Origin of the sequence: Staphylococcus gallinarum, from assembly GCF_029774255.1 — a bacterium.
GTDB lineage: Bacteria > Bacillota > Bacilli > Staphylococcales > Staphylococcaceae > Staphylococcus > Staphylococcus gallinarum.
Genome location: NZ_CP069082.1, coordinates 2,364,012 through 2,384,553 on the forward strand (window position 1 = coordinate 2,364,012; position 20,542 = coordinate 2,384,553).

Here is a 20,542-nt window from a genome sequence, read left to right on the forward strand (position 1 = left end):
CATTACTATTATTCAAATTATTTATTATACATAAGTAATTTCTACAAGTGTATTCTACTACCTCGAAGACCTATTTCTCAACCAAAGCAGCAGCAATATTCACACATTAGTTCAATTCATTTAAAATACCAATAATCGCATTTCTTACATCATCGTCTTCAATTTCTGTGATGAGTTCTTTAGGGTAATATAATTTATAGTCTTCTCTATTTATCCCTGTGATACTTGAAATGACTAATGACTGACTGCTTATTTCCTTTATCTTGCCATTCCGTCGTAATAAATGAATTGGCTGCCTATTTGAACCCGGACGATCATAATCATATGGTAAATCTGAAAATGACTCACTTACAAAATAATAATTAGGATCGATATCAGCTTGAATAAATAAATCCGTCAACTCTGTTATCGTAATAATCGAACCATCAAATGGCATATGTTTAAATAAATCTCTATTTATAAAACGACGTGATAAATCACTCAGTATTTCATCATCTTCTCGAACCCATGCCTTCAAATAGTAGACTACAACCGCTTCATCTAATTCAATGTATTGCTCAATTGTCATAGTGCCTTCAAAGAATGGTATAAAATCTGTCGGTTCCATCTTAAAATGATAACCTTCATCGTATAATTGCTTTGCACGCTTTAAACAATTATTGAGTAATACCTCTCCACCACGACTTACTGGGTGAAAATAAATCTGCCAATACATTTGATAACGGCTCATGATAAAGTTCTCTACGGCGTGCATGCCGCTCTCTTTAATCAATACTTCATCTTTAGAGGGTCTCATTAATCTTAAGATTCTTTCCATATCGAACTGACCATATGAGACACCAGTAAAGTAGGCATCACGCTGTAAGTAATCCATTCTGTCCGCATCAATTTGCGACGAAATCATAGAAATAACGAGTTTATTTTTATGTGTTTTGTTGATTACATCAGCAACTTGTTGTGGAAAGTCATCTGATACACGACTTAAAACTTCGTTCACTTCAGTTGGTCCAGTAATAATCGCTTGTGTAAAAGCTTCATGATCTGTATTAAAGATCTTTTCAAAGCTATGTGAAAATGGACCATGCCCCAAATCATGTAACAAAGCAGCACATAGCGCGAGCGGTCTATCATCATTATTCCATGCTTCACGACCATTAAATGAATCATCTATAATTCGGCGTACTATCTCGTAAACACCTAATGAGTGTCCAAACCTACTATGTTCCGCCGTATGAAATGATAAATATAAAGTACCTACCTGCTTAATTCTTCTCAAACGCTGGAATTCCTTTGTCTTTATCAAATCCCAAATCACTTGGTCTTTAACGTGAATATATCTATGAATCGGATCCTTAAACACTTTTTCTTCGGGTAATTTCTGAGTAGCATATGTTGTAAATGTCAATTTAGTCCTCCTCTCCATTCACTAATCCTTTATTGAAATTATTTTAAGGTTTTTTTCATTAAAGCTAAGTCCATTTCTTCCCCATACATTACATGTTTATATGAACGTACTATTTCGAAACCTTTTTTATTATAAAATGATACCGCATCATCATTTTTATTATCTACTTCAAGATAAATTGCCTCATAATTATCAAAGTAACCCAAACCTTCTTTCAATAACTCTGAACCATAACCATGATGTTTCCAAGAAGGTCGCACATAATGTGCAGATAAATATAATTCTGTTCCACTAATAAAATTAGCAAAACCAATAATTTCATTGTCTTCTTCAACGACTAAAAAGAGTTGCTCATCTAATCGCTTTAATAAATGTTGTTCATTATAAGAAGCAGCCAACAGTTCATTTACCGTCTTTGCTGCATAAATATTTAAATACGTATTATACCAAGCTTTTGTTGCGACATCTCTGATACCTACAACATCATCTGCTGTTGCTTTTCTTACTTTATGCATGTTGCACTCCCCTTATTTCTAATCGGTCTTAACAGTCTAATTATACCATATTTCCAATAGTCAAAATACTTATCCTTAAAGATAAAAATAGTTTGAACGATGCGTACATCATTCAAACTAAAGTTTAGCTATTTATTTATTAGCACTTAATGTTTCTTGCCATTCTTCTGCTCTATTTAATGCGTAGACATCTTTTTCAATATCACCAGGTCTTTCAGCCGTTCCAATAATGTAACCAGATAAGCTAGCACCTAAAAATTCTAAACTATATTTCACTTGTGTGATACATGGTTTCGCCTTTACTTTAGGGCAGTCACCACCAACGATAATCAAGCGGAAATCTTTCTCTGCCATCTTAGCTTTAAAATCTTTATAATTAGGGTCCACAAGTGTTTCTGACCAATGATCAAAAAATGCTTTCATTGACGCAGATAAGCTATACCAATAAATTGGTGAAGCGATGATTACCGTGTCACTCGCTAATACTTTATCAATAATCTGTTTATAGTCATCATCATAAGTTTCAATAGTCGTATTGTCATGTCTTACATCTCGAACTGGGTTTAATTGGTATTTTGTTAAGTCAATCCACTCATAGTCATATCCTTCAACGGCCATCTTAGTTAAATAAGCTGTGTTACCCTCTGGGCGACTTCCTCCGAATAAAACTGTAATCATAATAAACTCCTTCTACTATCTTTAATGATTTACACATTAAAAATTATCAATATACATTGCATATCAATGCACCAAACTTAATTAATAATCCTACACTAAATTGCTCAGTTATTAAACAGTTTAATTAAAATACATTAATATATTAAGTTATTTGCTCATAAATCATCAAATTTTTTATATATTAAAATGTATATTCCCTAATTTTTCGTTTTTAAATATTTAAATTGTTACGATTTTAAGAACTTAAATAAATTGAATAACATCCATTTATTTATCGTGTTGTTACACAACTTAAAGCGCATGTAAATTTTATAATACAACCTGAGCAAAATTCATTTCTATAATTGTGTGTATCATTGGTGAATATACTAAAACAAAACAAGCAGGCAGTTTCAAATTATGCATTTGAAACTGCCTGCTTCCTATTTCACATTTATTCAAAATGGCTATGCCTTATTTTTCAACAGGAAAAATCGACTCAATATGCTTAATCTCTTCATCAGTTAATGTCACATCTAATGTTTGTAAGTTATCTACTACTTGATCAGCACGTTTGGCACCTGGAATAACCACATCTAGTGAAGGTCTCGTTAAATAAAATGCTAAGACCACATGTGCCACATCGACACCATGATTATTTGCAATTCCTCTCAATTCATCTACTTTTTTAAGGTTTTCTTTAAATTTTTCACCTTGGAATTCTGGATTTTCAGAGCGTAAATCATCAAATGTACTATTTTCATTATACTTACCTGCTAAGATACCTGACACTAGTGGGAAATATGGAATAAAGGTAATATTATTTTCCGCAGTATAATCGAATATTGCTTCATTTTCTCTATTTAGTAAATTATATTCCATTTGAACAACATCAACATATCCATCTTTATTCGCTTCTTTCAATTGTTCTAAACTAAAGTTAGAAACACCAATCGCTTTTATCTTTCCAGCATCTTTCAATTCTTTCAATGCTGCCACCGCTTTATCTTTAGGTGTGTTTTCATCAGGGAAATGAATATAATATAAATCAATATAATCTAATTGCAAGCGCTCTAAACTTTTTTCAACTTGTTCTTTTAAAAATTCTGGGTCATTACTTTGTTGTACGTTACCTTCTTCATCAAAGTAATGTGAACCTTTTGTAGCAATAGCATATTCATCACGAGAAAATTCTTTCACCGTTTCTCCTACCAATTCTTCAGAACGTTCAGGTCCATAGATATACGCAGTATCTAACAAGTTAATGCCATTTCTTATAGCTGTTCGAACCACTTCTTTACCTTGTTCTTCATCTAGGTTGTTATATAAGTTATGTCCTCCCACTGCATTAGTCCCTAACGCAATTGGATTTACTTTAACATCTGATTTACCTAATTGTACTTTTTCAGTCATATGTTACCCACTCCTCATCTTAAATGTCATTACAATTTGTTGCGGTATACATTCACTGATTCTCATATTTCTAAACATCCTTTTCTCAATCACTTTATTAGTAAAAGGCATGTTAAATATATACGCTAGTTAAAACTTAGCATGAATAATGACCAATATTAAAATAAACTGCTTACAAAGCTGACATGTTTTATATGTTATTTATAAAGTATGCCAATATATGAGGCACTGAAATTTTATACCATATCCCTAAAAAAATAGTTTCTAATTAGCATGATCCAACAATAAAATACGGCAGTTTAGTAACACCGATTCACAGTGAATCTCTGTCTAATTTAGAAACTATATAGTTACGAATTAGGTTATTCAGTTATTTTTATGAAAAGTTCAATTTTAACGTAGTTCTTGAACATTTTATATTCTGCAATAACAATTTGACTCAAATTACTTTTCAGCATCGTACTGCTATTGCTTACTTTTCGCTTTGCGTTGAGCCAATTTTTCCTTTAATTTTCGGTCTTGTTCTTCTTTACGGCGTTTACGCTCTTCATTGCGCAATCTCAAACGTTCTTCTTCTTCAGGATCCCTTGGCTTTTGCAATTGTTTCGTAACCTTTTCCATAAGTTCATCTTCGGTTAAGGCTGCTAAAGGTCGGTTGTTTACAAAGGCAAACGTCTTTCTTCTACCCGGACCACAATAGGACTGACAACCTATTTCAATTTCAGCGTCTGGATCTAACTTAGTTAATTTTTTTTCTAATGATTTACAATTAACACCTTGGCAATCATCACAAATTAAAAATTTATTTTGCATTTCCGCCCTCACCTTTCTCCTAAGATTGACTTTGATATCACTTTACAACAATTGCTAGTTATTATTTATATTACCGTTAAACGTAGCATACGCTCAACAATCATATACGCTATTTACAACTCTAATTATTTTACTCTTTTTGGTGAAAAATTCAAGCTTTAATTCTATGATGTCATAATTACATTATTAATCTTTAACGTTTTATACTCCTAGCTTTACTATCATTTCTTAATATTTCATAAGTAGTACGCCTTATTTACATACTATGCGTTGCAATACGCATAAAAGCAATCGATATTTTCTTATTACCGATTGCTTTTATGATAATTTAATTAATAGATTGACAGCTTGAGCAATAATACATTTTACGTCCACCATAAATCTGGTGCTGGTTGTGTAATATTGACTGATTTTAAATTTTGAACAGCTTTATTAAAACCTTCTTCTATCGACATAATTGGATCTTCGTGTTCTATACTCATCACATAATCGTAACCATTCATACGTAATGCACTAATCATTTCTCCCCATTCATGAGGATTGTGACCATAACCGACAGTTCGGAAAGTCCAAGCTCTGGTCTTCACATTAGCGTATGGCTGCATATCTGTTAATCCGTACATATTGACATTATCTTGATCAATATACGTATCTTTAGCATGAAAGTGATGTATCGCATTTGCTTGTCCAAGGATTTTAATGGCTGCTATAGGATCAATACCTTGCCACCATAGATGACTAGGATCTAAATTCGCACCTATCGCGTCCCCAGTTGCCTCTCTTAGTTTCAGTAAAGTATAAGGTGTATGTACTAAGAATCCAGCATGTAATTCTATACCTATCTTCACATTTTGCGATGCTGCATAATTTGCAACTTCTTTCCAATATGGAATGAGTTTTTCATGCCATTGCCAGTCATAAATTTCAGAATATACTGTTGGCCATGGTGTTACAGGCCAATTAGGATGTTTCGCTTCATCATCAGCACCAGCAATCCCTGAGAATGTATTCACCACCGGAACATCTAACAGTGCGGCTAATTTGATTGTTTTATATAACGTATCATGCGCGGTATCCGCTTCTTGTTGGTTAGGGGAAATCGGATTATTATGACAACTTAACGCACTAATCTCCAAACCACGACTTGTTATTTTATTTAAATATGCCTTTCTTGCCTGTTCATCATTTAACAATTCATCAAGTGGGCAAAATTGGTTGCCCGGATTACCACCTGTCCCAATCTCAATCATTTCGACACCTGCATTAGCTACATAGTCCAACATTTCTTCAAATGATTTATCTTGAAATAGAACTGAAAAAATACCTACTTTCATTATAATCACTCCACCCTAATTAATTTAGTCGTATACTCTTTCCTTCTGCGTCACTGCGATAAATCGCATCAATCAATTTGTTAACCATTTGAGCTTGCTCAGGTTGAACAACTAACGTTTCTTGGCCCAAACAACTACGTATGAAATTACGTGTCTGCCGTTGTGCCGCTATTTGTTCATCATGCTCAGCTGTGGCTTGTTCTACAAAGAATGTACCAAAGCGCGGTTGATAAATTTCAAATGGATATAAGTTAATCCCACCGTTAGCTCCAGAAATACTTAACATTCTCGTATCTTCTTTGATATTAGCAGACCAAGAACATTCAAATTGCATTGATGAACCATCTTCAAATGTGATGTAACTTGTAACATGGTCGTCAACTTCAAATTGTTCATAGTCAAATGGTCCCCAATCATTAATTTGGGATGGATTTTGACTTAAACGATTATATGTTTTACCGATTACTTCTACAGGCGCTATGTCATTTAATAACCAAAGTGACAAGTCTAATAAATGACAGCCATAGTCAATCAAGCTACCACCACCTTGTAGTGCTTTATTGGTGAAGACTCCCCATCCAGGTACCTTTCTACGTCTCAACGCCTGAACTCTCGTTACCAATGGATCTCCTACTACACCCTCCTCAATTGCTTGTTTAGCTGTTTGTGCAGCATCCGTAAAACGATAGTGATAACCAATAGCTAAACATTTACCAGAACGATTTTTTGCATCAATCATTTGTTGACATTCATGTTGATTCATCGCCATAGGTTTTTCACAAAAGACATGAACACCTGCATCTAAAGCCGCTATAGCAATTTCCGCATGAAACTTATTGGGTGTACATATCATGATTGCATCAACCAAGGGAAACAATTCCTGATAATCTGTTACAATATGTTTGATTTCAAATTCATCAGCTACAGCTTTCGCCACTTCCATATTGATGTCCTGTACAGCGGTAATTGTAACATCATCGCTCAGTGCTTTTAGTGTCGGCAAATGCCTGTCTCGCGCAATTCCGCCACAACCAATCACACCTATCGCTAATTTAGACATAGGGACGCTCCTCTCATTACATTATTTTTTCTTGATTGTCTCTAATGGTCGTGCATTACCATATTCAGGTGTAGGTGTTTCAATTGGACGCGCCCAGTTCACTCCATTTTTTATGACTTGTTGAATTTGTGGGTGATAATACGTTGGATAACTTTCATGACCAGGTCTAAAGTAAAAGACTTTACCTTTACCTCTCTTATAGGTCACACCACTTCTGAATACTTCCCCACCTTCAAACCAGCTAATAAATATCGTCTCATCAGGTGTTGGAATATCAAAATGCTCACCATACATTTCTTCTTGTGTTAATTCAATATAACTCGGTAATGATTCCGTAATTGGATGTGTTGGATCTACTACCCATAAGCGTTCTTTATCATCACTTTCGCGCCACTTTAAATCACAAGACGTGCCCATCAATGATTTGAAAATTTTAGAAAAATGTCCAGAATGCAATACAATAAGCCCCATACCTTGTAACACACGTTGTCTAACCTTTTCTACTACTTCATCATTGACTTCATCATGGGCTTTATGTCCCCACCAAATAAGGACATCAGTCTTATTGAGACGCTCATCCGTTAAACCATGTTCGGGTTCGTCTAACGTAGCAGTTGACACATTGTGTTCTGAACTTAGGCAATCAGCAATCACTTGATGAATACCATCTGGATAGATTTGCTTAATTGTTTCATTCTCTTGTTCATGTCTATATTCATTCCAAATTGTAATATTCATAAATTAATACCCCCTATTTATCTTGATTAAGATATACCGCCTTGCCAGTCTTTGCAGAGTGATAAATTGCTTCTAATATTTGCGTCACTACCAACGCTTCTTCAGGTTTAACAATAGGTTCTGTATCATCGATAATACACTGCACCCATGCTCGCGCCTCTTCTTCAGCTTCGTCAATTGACTCACTATCAAAGAAATCCACCCCAGGATTATCAATTTCAATTTGAGATGTATAGAGTGTGCCTAAGTCTTCACCATGAATACGTAGCCCATCTTTCATATCGGCACCACCTTGAGTACCTGATAATGAACATTTCGCTTCATCTACTTCAAGAGAGTTAAGCGCCCAACTAGATTCTAAAATGATTGTCGCGCCATTTTTCATTTTTATAAATCCAAATGCAGAATCTTCAACATTAAACTGTTTTGGATCCCATGATCCCCATGCATTAGCAGCATTTTCTTGCTGTCCTAACTTATGAAACGTAGAACCCATGACAGATTCTGGCTCATAATTATCCATCATCCATAGTGTTAAATCTAAGGCATGTGTTCCGATATCAATTAATGGACCTCCACCTTGTTTCTCTTCATCAAGGAATACTCCCCATGTTGGTACAGCACGTCTACGTATTGCATGTGCTTTACTGAAGTAAATTTCACCTAGGTCACCTCGTTGAGTAACTTTACGTAAATATTGACTATCACCACGAAATCTATTTTGATAACCAATTGTTAATTTTTTCTTATTACGTTTTGCTGCGTTTATCATTTCACGTGCTTCATCTGTAGTCTTGGCCATTGGTTTTTCACACATGACATGCTTTCCAGCATTTAAAGCATCCACTGTGATGGATTTATGCGTATTATTTGGCGTACAAATATGAACTATATCTATCGTCTTATCCGCCAATAAATCACGATAGTCTTCATATACCTTTGAATCATCACTTCCATATGTTTCGGCAGCTAACTGCGCTTTTGCTTTATCAATATCACAAAACGCTACTAAAGAAGCTTCTGAAATCTTCTCTAAACTAGGTAAATGTTTGCCATTAGCTATACCACCACAACCAATGATTCCTATGTTCAACTTCATACACTCATCCCCTTATCATTATTCCTTTTATATAAAGTAAACGCTTACAAAATATTGCGTGTAATTTAAAATTGTTTACTAAATAAAGGTTCTTTTATTTCATATTAAATTATTACCTTAAACTCACCAATAAGTTTGACGTATTTAGAATTTATATATTAACATTAGAATATATTTTCAAATTCCGGAAATTTTTCCAACGAATAGGTGGCATCGTATTTATGGTTCTTGATCATCTGATTAATGAAAACTTTGAACAATTAACTGAAAATGATTTACATATAATGAGTATTATTCATCAGCATATCGATGAAATGACATCTATGAAAATTCACGATTTAAGTCTACTGACTCATACATCTATTTCAACGATTCATAGACTCGTAAAGAAATTAGGTTTTGAAGGCTATAGTGATTTTAAATTTTATTTAAAAATGGAAAATCATAGTACGCCTACTGATACTATCAATACAACACCAATAGTAGAAGATATCCAACGTACTGTTGAGCACTTGCAAATGTTTGATTATCAGCCATTAAACGAATTTATTGATGCCGCTTCATTTATTTATATTTATGGTACAGGCATGGCACAACAAAATGTTGCTCGAGAAGCACAACGTCATATGCTCTCAATTTCTAAGAAAGGCATTGTACTCAATGACGAAAGTGAATTTCGCTTAGCCATTCAACAAATGACACAAGATGATTTACTATTTATCATCTCATTATCTGGCGAAACTGAAAATTTAAAGGCGCCTATTCAGCTATTGAAATCTCGAAATTACAAATACGTCTCCATTACCACACTACACGATAATTATATAGCTAAAAATGCTGCCTTTAATATTTACGTCAACAGTGCGCCTATTCAGTTCTTTAATAATACTGAGTACTATAGTTTCACGCCATATTATGTTGTTTTTGACTTTATTGCTAGAACTTACCATAATTACAAAGTCGCTCAACATAAATCAGACACAAGGTAATTGATCCAAATCATTCGTTCGCTTCATAATTATTATTAAATGTAATTTACATCGACTGTGCTAAACTATTGTGGTTCAGTCGATTGTGTTTGTCTATGAATTATTTGCTCAACAGCTTCTCGCACTTGAGGTACTGACAAGCCAACTATCACTTGTACATTGCCGCCACTTTTAACTAAGCCATGTGCGCCTCCATTTGCTTTAAAATAATCCACCGACTCAACCTTATTAGGTTCTTGCACGGTCACCCTTAATCTGGTAGCACAATTTGTGACATCAATGATATTATCTACACCACCTAAACCTTGTAAATACGCAGCTGCTTTTTCTTCGTATTCTGTAGTCATTGTCCCTTGCATCGCTTTATCTTGTTTGGACGCTTGGTAATCTTTTTTAGTGTACAATTTAGTATTTGTAGATGCTTCACTTTCTCTACCTGGCATAGGTATATCAAATTTCAGTATGATAAATCTGAATAAGAAATAGTATATAAAAATAAAGATAAAACCAATGATAAATTGGGCAATATAGATACTCCAATGATTACCAAATAATGGCACCCAATTTGTAGCTGCAATTTCGATTAATCCCCCACCTAAATTACCGACAAGTCCAAAGGCGTGCATAATCGTTACCATTGTGGCACCTAATAGCGCATGAATTAAGAATAAAAATGGTGCAATAAATATAAACGTAAACTCTAAAGGTTCTGTAATACCTGCAAACACCGCTGTCAATGTTGCTGCAATTAACAATGCTCCAACTTCTTTTTTCTTCTCAGGCTTTGCTGTTGAATAAATCGCCAGAGCAATACCGATGGAGCCAAACATTTTAATGTTGCCTTGTAAAAGGAATCCACCTCCTGGGTATATATCTTTCAATGATTGCGTCGTATTAGAATAATCATTCAAATGAGAAATCCAGTATGATTTGATTCCACCATTTACTACTGCAGGACCATATTCAAACGGTGTGTAAATAAAGTGATGGAGACCAGTTGGTATTAAAATGCGCTCTAAAAAATGGAACAACCAAACACCGACATAACCTGATGATGCTAAGAATACTTGCAAAGAAGCAATCCAACCTTGAACTATTGGCCAACCCCAACTTGTTAAAAATGCTAGAGGTATCATGACAAAAAAGGCACTCATAATCACGAAAGGTGAGCCTTGGAATATGCCAATAGACTCGGGTAATTTCTTGTCATAATAACGATTGTGTAACCAAATTGCGATACCTGAGATGATTAAAGCACCGATAATATTTGTATCTAATGTCTTGATGCCAACTAATTCAGTCAAACCTGTTCCGGCACCTGCTTTTTCATCAAAATTCACACCAAACGATTTACCCCACATCGATAAAATACTGTTGATAAAATAATTAAACATCATATAAGTTACAACAGAAGACATTACGGCATGTCCAGCTGACTTTTTTGCCAATGAAATAGGTAAACCAATGACAAAAATCAATTCAATATTTTCAAATACTGTCCACCCACCATTTTCAATCAATGTCCAAATTTGGAACCACAGACTATCAGGCTTTGCCATATGCCCCATAATGGCTTCATTCTTAAATAGCGTGGCAATACCTATAATAATTCCGAAAAAAGGAAATAATAATACAGGTACAATCATGGCGCCGCCAAACCGACGAATTGCATTTCCAAAATTTTGCCCAAATTTCATAGCCATCACTCTCCTAATTATATGTAAGCGCTTTCTTTTGCTTAAAGGTGATGATAGACCTTTATCTTCCACGATACAAGCCTATTTAGATATTTAGATAATAGATAGCAAGCAAAGGTTGTGTTTTCATTTTGAGGTAAATTTTCCAGAGTCTTGAATATTTATTTCAGGCACATAAACTAACAGTCGCTATAACACATAAAAATAAGACAACACCACGCTTAATTTTGAGCATGGGCTGTCTTCATTTATTATTGACCATTATAAATATTAAATTCTAACGGTTTCACATCATTTTCGAGCCATTCTTTGTATATAGCTTGTTTATTGATATCATTTTTAATAATTGTAATACCACAATCTCCACCACCAGCACCTGATGTTTTAGCTGCGCCGCCATGCTTTTCAGCAATAGAGCACAATATCTTTAAATGTGCTGTTTCAATGTCTATCGTTGCTTCTTTATCCATAGATTGAATAATTTCACGATTTAAACGAATCATTTGTTGAACACCTTTAATATGATTGGTCTTAAAGGCATGAATTAATTTTTCTACACATAAATGCGAACGCTCTAAAAATTTACCGTAGAATGTTGGATCTGATTTCAATCTTTTAACTTCACTGACTAAATGTGGTGACGAAGCTGGCGAGCCTGTCCAACCAATTAATACTTCCATGTTTTCAGGAGCTTGTAATGGTTCAATATGTAGACCTGGCCAGTTTTTCTTTAATACATCATTTACAGAGGTATCTTCGATTTGTTGAGACACCCATTCATGATCAAATGTACTATACGCTAACCAACCTGTATAAACACTTACCGCAATATCACCACATGAACTTAAATTTTGTAATTTCATATTGGCTATAACTGCCAATTTGTATATAAATAAGTTTGATAAATGCATATTGTAAAATTCATTTAAAGCTTTTACCACAGAAACTAATACTGCTGCACTAGAGCCAAGACCATATTTATGTCCATTTGCATCATCTAAATTACTATCTATCGTCAAATGAAAATGCTTTAATTTCGTATTGTTCGTACGGGCATATTGTTCAAATACCTCTATGGCTGTAATAACATATTTTAATTGTTTGGCAGCATGTACATCAGAGACTACAATTTCGTCTTGATTTCTTTGAAATGTGACTGGTTCATGATGTAATGTCTTAGAATGGATCGTACCTTCTACAGCATTAGATTCTTCAATCGTAGCTGTTACAAATCGATCTACTGCTATTAGTACAGATTTATACCCAGGCTCAGTAACCGCATATTCACCAGCTATATAGAGTTTTCCGGGTGCTTTAACTTGAATCATGTTATCTCTTCCTTATTTAATAATTTCGACGCCTTTATTTGTAATATCACTCATAATCACTTGTGTTTCATCAAATGATTTACGCAGTGCATCCACGACTGCAGCTTTATTCTTCTGTTCTACTAAAATCTTCACATTTGGGCCAGCATCCATCGTAAAGTAACATGGATAGCCTGCTTCACGACATTCATGAACAATTTCCATAACGCGATAACTTTCATCGACCATATATGTAAACGGCGGTTGTGCACCTAAGTTCGTCGCATGCATACGCAATCCATTTGCTTCAAAAACCTCACCCAAATGTTTAAAATCTTGGTTATTTATGGCATGTTTAACTTCCGCTATGTCTTCATCTACGTGATCTAGCCAATATTGATAAAAACGAGACGTATCACGTGTATGAGACATACCGGCACGACTTGAAACTTTTTTCGATTGATTATTGATAACTACGAAAATCATAGCTAAATCAGATTCCCAATCATTCGCTTCAATTGGATGGCTATAAGATGTACTATCATCATGCCCTTTTTCCCATTCAACGAAACCACCGTATATACTTCTTGACGCAGAACCTGAACCTCTTCGAGCTAATCTAGATAAATCTTTACCCGATAATTCTAGTCCTAATGCCTCATTACATGCCGCTGCTAGTGCTGCATATGCACTTGCAGACGAAGCAAGGCCCGCTGCAGTGGGAACAAAGTTATCACTTTCAATATATGCATGAGCTGTTGTGCCACTTATTTCACGTACAACATCCATAAAGCGCTGTATCTTCACTGTTTCTTTAGCGTCTACTTCTTTACCATTTAACACTAGGGTATCTTTACTATACTGTGTGTCAAATGTAACTTTAGTCTCAGTGTAAAAACGATCTAACGTTACAGATAAGCTATTATTCATCGGAATAATTAATGCTTCATCTGCTTTCCCCCAATATTTTATGAGTGCAATATTTGTGTGTGCACGTGCTTTGCCACTTTTAACCAAAACGCTTAACCTCCTAAATATTCTATCCATGTATGATGTGCACCTAGTGCTTCAGCAGTTTTAGCTATACGCTCTGCTATTTCAATAGTAGTTGCAAGGACAATCATACTACCACCACGACCGCCACCAGTTAATTTACCAGCGATTGCACCTTCATTTTTACTTGCTTCTAATAGCGCTTCAATTTTGTCGTGACTTACCGTTAATGTTCTTAAATTTTCTTGGCATAAATTAAAAATCGAGGCTAACTGTTCAAAATTACGATGATTTATGGCATCACTTGCTTCAAATACTAATTGGCCAATATGCTCAACATATTGTAGATAAGCCGCATCTTCTTTGCACAAATTATGGACATCCTCTACAGCTTGTTTCGTTGAACCTCGTACACCTGTATCAATGACAACCATATAGCCCTTTAGTTCTAAGGGCTTTAAATTCTGAACTTCTCCCTTTTGAAACCAAACCGGCTTATTCGAAACAATGGTTTGTGTATCAATACCACTTGGTTTACCGTGTGCAATACGTTCAGCCCAATTCGCTTCTTCGATAAGTTGTTCATCTGATAATGGTTTATTTAAATAATCGAAACTCGCACGTACAAAAGCAACCGCCATAGCTGCACTAGAACCAAGTCCACGAGAAGCAGGTAAGTTTGTATCGATCGTTACTTTAATTGGATTATCAATTTGATATAAGTCTATAAAGCGTCTAATTACTGCTTTTAAGTGTTCGGGTGCGTATATTAACGCGCCATCATAAACATCACTTTTTATATATGAGGTCTCTGTGTCACTTAATGCCTCAATTGTTGCTCTAACTTTGCCGGTAGTAAATGGAATGGCTATTGCCGGCTCACCGAACGTAACCGCATGTTCACCTATTAAGATTACTTTCCCATTTGCTTCCCCGTATCCATGTTGTGCCATATTTTCAATCACCTTTAGCTATTCTTTAATTTTATGATTTAAGTTCTCAATCTTACTATAGACAAAATAATTACACAGTTCCTCATACTAACCTAAAATATTATACAAAATTTCCCAGGAAATTTAAGTTAAATTATTTTGGGCAAGTCATTTCAAATCACATTACGATTATTAACATTTTGCTACTATCGTTTTAGTATTTGCTTAATCACATTTCTATTTATTATCTCACAGTTTATAAATTATGATATACAACTATAGTCATACTTATGAAATATAACGTTATTCATTCACAGTTCATAAAAAACTTATTACCTGCTACTAATTATATACAATACGCTATTATTATAAATCGTTCACCAGCATATTCAAAATATAAACCGCTATACATCTTCACTTTTACTATATTACTTTTTTAGCTTACATAATTCAACAATTAGAAAATTGTAGTCGCTTGTTTTTATATTTTTTGTGTTATTGAATCATATAGAATGCTTTAATCTCTTCAAATAAAATATCACTTGTCATTGTTATTTAATTTGAACATTACTTTTATATTGAATGTAATAAGCTATACTTTCATTTATTCTATTTACCACAATATAACCACTTTAAATAGAATAACATAATAAAAAAGCACATAAAAAAGAAGCGTATGAGACAAAGCATAACTAAATGCAAGGTTATAACCGCATTTAATAAGACCAAAATTGGTACTTTGTGCTTCATACACTTCTCAAATTATATTTTCAACTCACGCTTGAACTAATTCATTTTTTGATTAATTTTAGCGTTACGCTCAATCATTTTATCAAAATAACCATCATAACGTGTATATTCTTCGTCGGTAATTGGTTCCATATTAAGACGGCTACCCAAATCCTTCAGCGCATATAATAATTGAAACATTACGTCTTGCACAGTAATTTCTCTACCAAGCAATGTTTCTAGTGATGCCATACACTGTGGGTCAATATCCGGATATTTAAATTTAGTTGCAGCTCCATTTAAGGCATGCGCATAAAAGTCCTTCATCATGCTCGCACGTTCACTACCATCACCTTCGACACATAAATACACTTGTACTGCTATGCCACCTCGTACACGACGTTGTGAAATACCTGCAAACTTTTTCCCGTTAATACTTAAGTCAAATTTTCCTGGACAATATGATTGTTCTATCTCATGAGTTTCAATTTCTACATCTTCATCTTCAAACATCTTGGCAATCAATAAATACATCACCGTAAATGCCTCATCAATCGTCACTTCATTTTTCCCTTTAAAAATCAAGGAAATATTCAGAATACCTTGGTCCAATACCACACCAAGTCCACCAGAATTTCTAACGATAGCATTATATCCACGCACATCAGTCAAGTAACGAATGCCTTCATGTAAAAATGGCAATCTAGAATCATGAATCCCCAGAATCACAGTATGCTGATGAATCCAAGTTCGCACCACATTACTTGATGCACCATTACCTACACTTTCTGAAAACGTATCATCAAACGCAAAGGACTGCATCGGTTCTAAACCAGATGAATGATCAATATAGCGCCAATCGATACCATTAAAATATTTGCTTGTTAAATCCATTATTGTAATGTTTGAGCAGCAGTGATGATTGATAAGTTATAAACATCTTCAGTAGAACAACCTCTTGATAAATCGTTCACTGGTGAATTTAGTCCTTGTAATACTGGACCTACTGCGTCAAATCCTCCTAGACGTTGTGCAATCTTATAACCAATATTACCTGCTTCTAAGCTTGGGAATACGAATACATTTGCATCACCTTGAATTTGAGCTCCTGGTGCTTTTTTGGCAGCAACTTCAGGTACAATTGCAGCGTCAAATTGGAATTCACCGTCTACAACGATATCTTCTAAATTATCAGCTTTAATCTTTTCTTGAGCTAAACTTACAGCATTCGAAACTTTTTCAACGTCATCTGATTTTGCTGAACCTTTAGTAGAGAAGCTCAACATTGCAACACGTGGTGACATGCCAAAGCTTTGTGCAGATTTTGCACTTTCGATAGCAATCTCTGCTAAATCTTGTGCTTCAAGTGTTGGATTAATCGCACAGTCTCCAAAGATATATTGTTGATCATCTTTAATCATAAAGAAGATACCTGATGTTTTTGATACGCCTGGTTTTGTTTTGATGATTTGTAATGCAGGACGCACTGTATCTCCAGTTGAATGCGCTGCTCCACTTACTAGGCCTTCCGCTTTACCTGTGTAAACAAGCATTGTTCCAAAGTAGTTGACATCTTTCAACATTTGTTCAGCTTGTTCTTGTGTAGCTTTACCTTTACGACGTTCCACGAAAGCTTCAACGAGTTCAGCTTTTAATTCACTCGTTTCAGGGTCGATAATTTCTAAATTTGAAAGATCTAAACCTTTTTCAGTAGCTAAAGCTTCAACATTTGCTTTGTTACCTAATAATACAGGTGTTACATAATCTGTAGCTTGTAGTTGTGTTGCTGCTGTTAATACACGTTCATCTTCTCCCTCAGGCAATACGATTTTAACATTTTTTCCTGAAAGTTTTTCTTGTAATACATCTAATAAAGACATAATGGCCTCCTCGAGTTTTTTATATTCACTTTTCACAATCATTATACGCCATTTTTTTATAGAATTCCATGTCACTAATTTGTAATCATTTACTTATGTTATACCACTACCTTTATGGTAAAATTTTTAAGTGTAGACAAGAATTTATAAAGGAGCGATTAAGATGCCACAAGCACCAGAAACGTTAGATGGATGGTATAGTTTACATTTATTATATGCTATTGATTGGACAGGTTTACGTTTAGTTCCAAATGAAGAGCGACAAGCGCTTGTTGAAGAATTACAATCATTTTTAAACAAGCATGAATCAGCACGTACAAACAATACTGGTGATCATGCATTTTATAATATTACCGGTCAAAAGGCGGACATTTTATTATGGGCACTACGTCCAGAAATGAAAGATTTAAATGCCTTTGAAAATGAATTTAACAAATTAAAGATTACGGATTACTTAATTCCAACTTATTCATTTGTTTCTATCATTGAATTAGGAAATTATCTTGCAGGGAAATCCGATGAAGATCCATATGAGAATCCACATATTAAACCACGTTTATTCCCTGAATTACCAAGATCAGAATATATCTGTTTCTATCCAATGGATAAACGACGTAATGAAACTTATAACTGGTATATGTTACCTCTAGAAGAAAGACAAGAACTTATGTATAACCATGGTAAGATTGGTCGCAAATATGCAGGAAAAATCAAACAATTTATCACTGGTTCTGTTGGTTTCGATGACTATGAATGGGGTGTAACACTTTTTGCTGACGACCCATTACAATTCAAGAAAATAGTATACGAAATGCGCTTCGATGAAACAACAGCACGCTATGGTGATTTTGGTAGTTTCTATGTAGGTCATGTAGTTACAAAAGACGAATTACAAGATTTATTCAACGTATAAACTACTTCGAATCGTAATTTATGATAGCCAAAGACGCCCTCAAATGATGAGGTCGTCTTTTTTGTTGTCTTCTATTGTATTAACTAAAGTTTCTTAAATGCCAACCCATTCATTTCAATTTGTAATTATAAGTTCTAACGATAGATAAGCACTAACTGACATACAATAGCTACAAAAAAAGAGGGCCCGTTGAAACATTCAGTTCAATGGGCTCTCTTTTTACTAGGATACTCACCCTAGCCTGTTTTGTGTAGTGTGTTTGGGAGAACTTTAATCACTACTTAATTTAATTATTAACTGCTAAACAAACTGTGAGATTGTCGCTACTCAATATCAAGTTGTAACAGTTAACTAATATTATATTAACCTATTTGCAATAATTGAAACATATTTGACTTTCTAGAGTTGCACTAAATATAATAGCTCTAAATTTTATAAACAAAACAAGCATAAATTTATGCTTATTTATCATAGATATCGTGTTAGAATAAACGTAATCTTAGTAATTTCTATTTCCAAGCTATTTAGGAATTAAACATCGCGCAATTACAAAATCTTACTTACTGGTGATCTAATGACAAATTATTCTCAAACTATTGACAGTTATGATGAAAAGCTGGCCAAAGATATTATCGTCTTGGCTGGTAGAATATTGCTTGAATCTGGCGCTGAGGGATCTCGTGTCGAAGATACAATGACCTATATTGCTCATACACTTGGTTATACCGAAAGTAATAGTTTCGTCACAAATACTGTTATAAACTTTATGCTACATGATGAAACCTATCCAAGAATTTTCAGGATAAAAACAAGAGATACAAATTTACATAGAATATCTGAAACCAATAGAATTTCTAGACGTTTAGCCAGTGGCGATATATCAGCTGAAGATGCTTATCAAGCACTAGGTAAAATTCGTACATCACAAAGCATTAACCATGATTTGCTTTTCAAATTTATCGCTGCCGCAATCATATCGGTAAGTTTCTTATATTTACAAGGAGGCCACTTTGTCGATGTAATTACAGCGCTGGTTGCAGGTGCTTTTGGCTATTTAGTTGTTGAAGTGTTAGACCGTAAATTACAGGCACAATTTATTCCAGAATTTGCTGGTGCTATGGTTATTGGATTAATAACCGTTATAGGACGTGAATTATTCCCCGGTGGTTCCGGTGCAACAATCATAATTGCTGCTGTGATGCCAATCGTTCCAGGTGTATTGATAACCAATGCAATTCAAGATTTATTTGGTGGACATATGTTAATGTTTACGACCAAATCACTTGAAGCACTGGTCACTGCATTTGGTATCGGTGCGGGTGTTGGTACGATTCTCATAATTTTTTAGGAGTAATGTCTATGTTTTGGATATTAAATTTAGTATTTAGCTATACTGCTTCATTGTTTTTTGGAGTCATTTTCGATGTGCCGAAGCGCTTGTATAACACGGTCGGCTTCGTTGGTGCAAGTGGTTGGATGATTTACACATTATTCTATGAAACCTTTGAATTACATACTATTTATTCTAGTTTCTTCGGCAGCTTAGTCTTAGGAATTCTCAGTCATATTATGGCACGAGTTAAAAAGGAACCAGTGATTCTCTTTATGATTCCTGGTATCATCCCTCTCGTTCCAGGAGGCTTGGCATTCGATGCAACGAAAAACCTTGTATTATTAGAATTTAGTAAAGCCATCAATACGATGTTAGAAGTTACGTTAATCGCTGGTGCCATTGCACTTGGTTTATTATTTGCAGATCACTTCTTTAAACTGATATTATCTGACAAATACAAACTCAGTCGCCATCGTAAACCTTAATACTTATACTCGCTTTCTAAATAGCGTTCATCGCTCACATGTGCCAGATTATATAATAGTTATTAACCTATAAATGTTTGAACTATAATTTCCAATTTCAATAATAGAAAACTATGTCTTGTTGGAATAATTCTCTTTTTATATAAAATCATAATTTTTCAATAGCTATTTTGGCAAGACAGCTACGATAAAAATACTAGTCAAATAGCAAAGGTACAACGCCTTATCAATAAAGAAAACCAACTATAAA

At 34.5% G+C, this 20,542-nt stretch carries 19 protein-coding genes; 4 read left to right on the top strand and 15 right to left on the bottom strand.

Features of this window, described 5'->3' with window-relative positions; all coding sequences use genetic code 11:
- Positions 1-106 precede the first annotated feature (106 nt).
- From JN168_RS11320 to JN168_RS11360, 9 genes are all read right to left on the bottom strand, one after another.
- Positions 107-1,423 (bottom strand): HD domain-containing protein, encoded by a 1,317-nt coding sequence (locus JN168_RS11320; protein WP_182475061.1) that lies wholly within the window; start codon positions 1,421-1,423, stop codon positions 107-109.
- A gap of 20 nt (positions 1,424-1,443) precedes the next feature.
- Positions 1,444-1,920 carry a GNAT family N-acetyltransferase gene (locus JN168_RS11325; protein WP_042738086.1) on the bottom strand — a complete coding sequence of 159 codons (477 nt, stop codon included), beginning with the start codon at positions 1,918-1,920 and terminating at the stop codon, positions 1,444-1,446.
- A gap of 132 nt (positions 1,921-2,052) precedes the next feature.
- Positions 2,053-2,598 carry a flavodoxin family protein gene (locus JN168_RS11330; protein ID WP_042738085.1) on the bottom strand — a complete coding sequence of 182 codons (546 nt, stop codon included), beginning with the start codon at positions 2,596-2,598 and terminating at the stop codon, positions 2,053-2,055.
- A 453-nt stretch (positions 2,599-3,051) separates the two neighbouring features.
- Complete coding sequence (locus JN168_RS11335; RefSeq protein WP_042738084.1) at positions 3,052-3,990, bottom strand: aldo/keto reductase; 939 nt, start codon at positions 3,988-3,990, stop codon at positions 3,052-3,054.
- A gap of 465 nt (positions 3,991-4,455) precedes the next feature.
- Positions 4,456-4,803 (bottom strand): YuzB family protein, encoded by a 348-nt coding sequence (locus tag JN168_RS11340; protein WP_107512339.1) that lies wholly within the window; start codon positions 4,801-4,803, stop codon positions 4,456-4,458.
- A 365-nt stretch (positions 4,804-5,168) separates the two neighbouring features.
- A complete protein-coding gene (locus tag JN168_RS11345; protein ID WP_107527011.1) occupies positions 5,169-6,137 on the bottom strand; it encodes a sugar phosphate isomerase/epimerase family protein in 969 nt (322 codons plus the stop codon).
- Between the two features lie 19 nt (positions 6,138-6,156).
- Positions 6,157-7,197 carry a Gfo/Idh/MocA family protein gene (locus tag JN168_RS11350; protein ID WP_279525898.1) on the bottom strand — a complete coding sequence of 347 codons (1,041 nt, stop codon included), beginning with the start codon at positions 7,195-7,197 and terminating at the stop codon, positions 6,157-6,159.
- Positions 7,198-7,218: 21 nt separating this feature from the next.
- On the bottom strand, positions 7,219-7,935 hold the full coding sequence (locus JN168_RS11355) for a ThuA domain-containing protein (protein ID WP_042738080.1): 717 nt from the start codon (positions 7,933-7,935) through the stop codon (positions 7,219-7,221).
- Positions 7,936-7,948: 13 nt separating this feature from the next.
- Positions 7,949-9,034, bottom strand: coding sequence for a Gfo/Idh/MocA family protein (locus JN168_RS11360; RefSeq protein ID WP_042738079.1), 1,086 nt, complete (start codon positions 9,032-9,034; stop codon positions 7,949-7,951).
- Positions 9,035-9,255: 221 nt separating this feature from the next.
- Between JN168_RS11360 and JN168_RS11365 the strand changes: the two genes are divergently transcribed.
- Entirely contained in the window at positions 9,256-10,023 is a 768-nt protein-coding gene (locus JN168_RS11365; RefSeq protein WP_107641883.1) for a MurR/RpiR family transcriptional regulator, read from the top strand.
- A gap of 65 nt (positions 10,024-10,088) precedes the next feature.
- Here the strand turns inward: JN168_RS11365 and JN168_RS11370 are convergent, their stop codons facing one another.
- The 6 genes from JN168_RS11370 to pta all read right to left on the bottom strand — a co-directional run bounded on the left by JN168_RS11370 (position 10,089) and on the right by pta (position 17,564).
- Positions 10,089-11,720 carry an alpha-glucoside-specific PTS transporter subunit IIBC gene (locus JN168_RS11370; protein ID WP_042738077.1) on the bottom strand — a complete coding sequence of 544 codons (1,632 nt, stop codon included), beginning with the start codon at positions 11,718-11,720 and terminating at the stop codon, positions 10,089-10,091.
- A gap of 251 nt (positions 11,721-11,971) precedes the next feature.
- Positions 11,972-13,048 (bottom strand): phosphomevalonate kinase, encoded by a 1,077-nt coding sequence (locus JN168_RS11375; RefSeq protein ID WP_042738076.1) that lies wholly within the window; start codon positions 13,046-13,048, stop codon positions 11,972-11,974.
- 12 nt (positions 13,049-13,060) lie between these two features.
- Entirely contained in the window at positions 13,061-14,044 is a 984-nt protein-coding gene (mvaD, locus tag JN168_RS11380) for a diphosphomevalonate decarboxylase (RefSeq protein ID WP_042738075.1), read from the bottom strand.
- A gap of 5 nt (positions 14,045-14,049) precedes the next feature.
- Complete coding sequence (gene mvk / locus JN168_RS11385) at positions 14,050-14,973, bottom strand: mevalonate kinase (protein ID WP_107512331.1); 924 nt, start codon at positions 14,971-14,973, stop codon at positions 14,050-14,052.
- A gap of 765 nt (positions 14,974-15,738) precedes the next feature.
- On the bottom strand, positions 15,739-16,575 hold the full coding sequence (locus JN168_RS11390; protein WP_042738073.1) for a lipoate--protein ligase family protein: 837 nt from the start codon (positions 16,573-16,575) through the stop codon (positions 15,739-15,741).
- The gene (pta, locus tag JN168_RS11395; RefSeq protein WP_162846339.1) at positions 16,575-17,564 is read right to left on the bottom strand and encodes a phosphate acetyltransferase; all 990 of its coding nucleotides are present in this window, start codon (positions 17,562-17,564) and stop codon (positions 16,575-16,577) included. Before pta ends, JN168_RS11390 begins: the two co-directional genes overlap by 1 nt.
- Before the next feature lie 160 nt (positions 17,565-17,724).
- On the opposite strand from pta, the gene hemQ reads away from it, so the two are divergent.
- The 3 genes from hemQ (at position 17,725) to JN168_RS11410 (ending at position 20,292) form a co-directional block, all read left to right on the top strand.
- A complete protein-coding gene (gene hemQ, locus JN168_RS11400; protein ID WP_042738071.1) occupies positions 17,725-18,474 on the top strand; it encodes a hydrogen peroxide-dependent heme synthase in 750 nt (249 codons plus the stop codon).
- A gap of 574 nt (positions 18,475-19,048) precedes the next feature.
- Positions 19,049-19,822, top strand: a complete 774-nt coding sequence (locus tag JN168_RS11405; protein ID WP_107512329.1) for a threonine/serine exporter family protein — start codon at positions 19,049-19,051, stop codon at positions 19,820-19,822.
- Positions 19,823-19,833: 11 nt separating this feature from the next.
- Positions 19,834-20,292, top strand: coding sequence for a threonine/serine exporter family protein (locus tag JN168_RS11410; protein WP_042738069.1), 459 nt, complete (start codon positions 19,834-19,836; stop codon positions 20,290-20,292).
- Positions 20,293-20,542 lie beyond the last annotated feature (250 nt).

Coding starts and splice junctions, on each gene's coding strand:
- JN168_RS11320 (WP_182475061.1), bottom strand. CDS start 1,423: ATGGAGAGGAGGACTAAATTGACATTTACAACATATGCTACTCAGAAA.
- JN168_RS11325 (WP_042738086.1), bottom strand. CDS start 1,920: ATGCATAAAGTAAGAAAAGCAACAGCAGATGATGTTGTAGGTATCAGA.
- JN168_RS11330 (WP_042738085.1), bottom strand. CDS start 2,598: ATGATTACAGTTTTATTCGGAGGAAGTCGCCCAGAGGGTAACACAGCT.
- JN168_RS11335 (WP_042738084.1), bottom strand. CDS start 3,990: ATGACTGAAAAAGTACAATTAGGTAAATCAGATGTTAAAGTAAATCCA.
- JN168_RS11340 (WP_107512339.1), bottom strand. CDS start 4,803: ATGCAAAATAAATTTTTAATTTGTGATGATTGCCAAGGTGTTAATTGT.
- JN168_RS11345 (WP_107527011.1), bottom strand. CDS start 6,137: ATGAAAGTAGGTATTTTTTCAGTTCTATTTCAAGATAAATCATTTGAA.
- JN168_RS11350 (WP_279525898.1), bottom strand. CDS start 7,197: ATGTCTAAATTAGCGATAGGTGTGATTGGTTGTGGCGGAATTGCGCGA.
- JN168_RS11355 (WP_042738080.1), bottom strand. CDS start 7,935: ATGAATATTACAATTTGGAATGAATATAGACATGAACAAGAGAATGAA.
- JN168_RS11360 (WP_042738079.1), bottom strand. CDS start 9,034: ATGAAGTTGAACATAGGAATCATTGGTTGTGGTGGTATAGCTAATGGC.
- JN168_RS11365 (WP_107641883.1), top strand. CDS start 9,256: ATGGTTCTTGATCATCTGATTAATGAAAACTTTGAACAATTAACTGAA.
- JN168_RS11370 (WP_042738077.1), bottom strand. CDS start 11,720: ATGAAATTTGGGCAAAATTTTGGAAATGCAATTCGTCGGTTTGGCGGC.
- JN168_RS11375 (WP_042738076.1), bottom strand. CDS start 13,048: ATGATTCAAGTTAAAGCACCCGGAAAACTCTATATAGCTGGTGAATAT.
- mvk (WP_107512331.1), bottom strand. CDS start 14,973: ATGGCACAACATGGATACGGGGAAGCAAATGGGAAAGTAATCTTAATA.
- JN168_RS11390 (WP_042738073.1), bottom strand. CDS start 16,575: ATGGATTTAACAAGCAAATATTTTAATGGTATCGATTGGCGCTATATT.
- hemQ (WP_042738071.1), top strand. CDS start 17,725: ATGCCACAAGCACCAGAAACGTTAGATGGATGGTATAGTTTACATTTA.
- JN168_RS11405 (WP_107512329.1), top strand. CDS start 19,049: ATGACAAATTATTCTCAAACTATTGACAGTTATGATGAAAAGCTGGCC.
- JN168_RS11410 (WP_042738069.1), top strand. CDS start 19,834: ATGTTTTGGATATTAAATTTAGTATTTAGCTATACTGCTTCATTGTTT.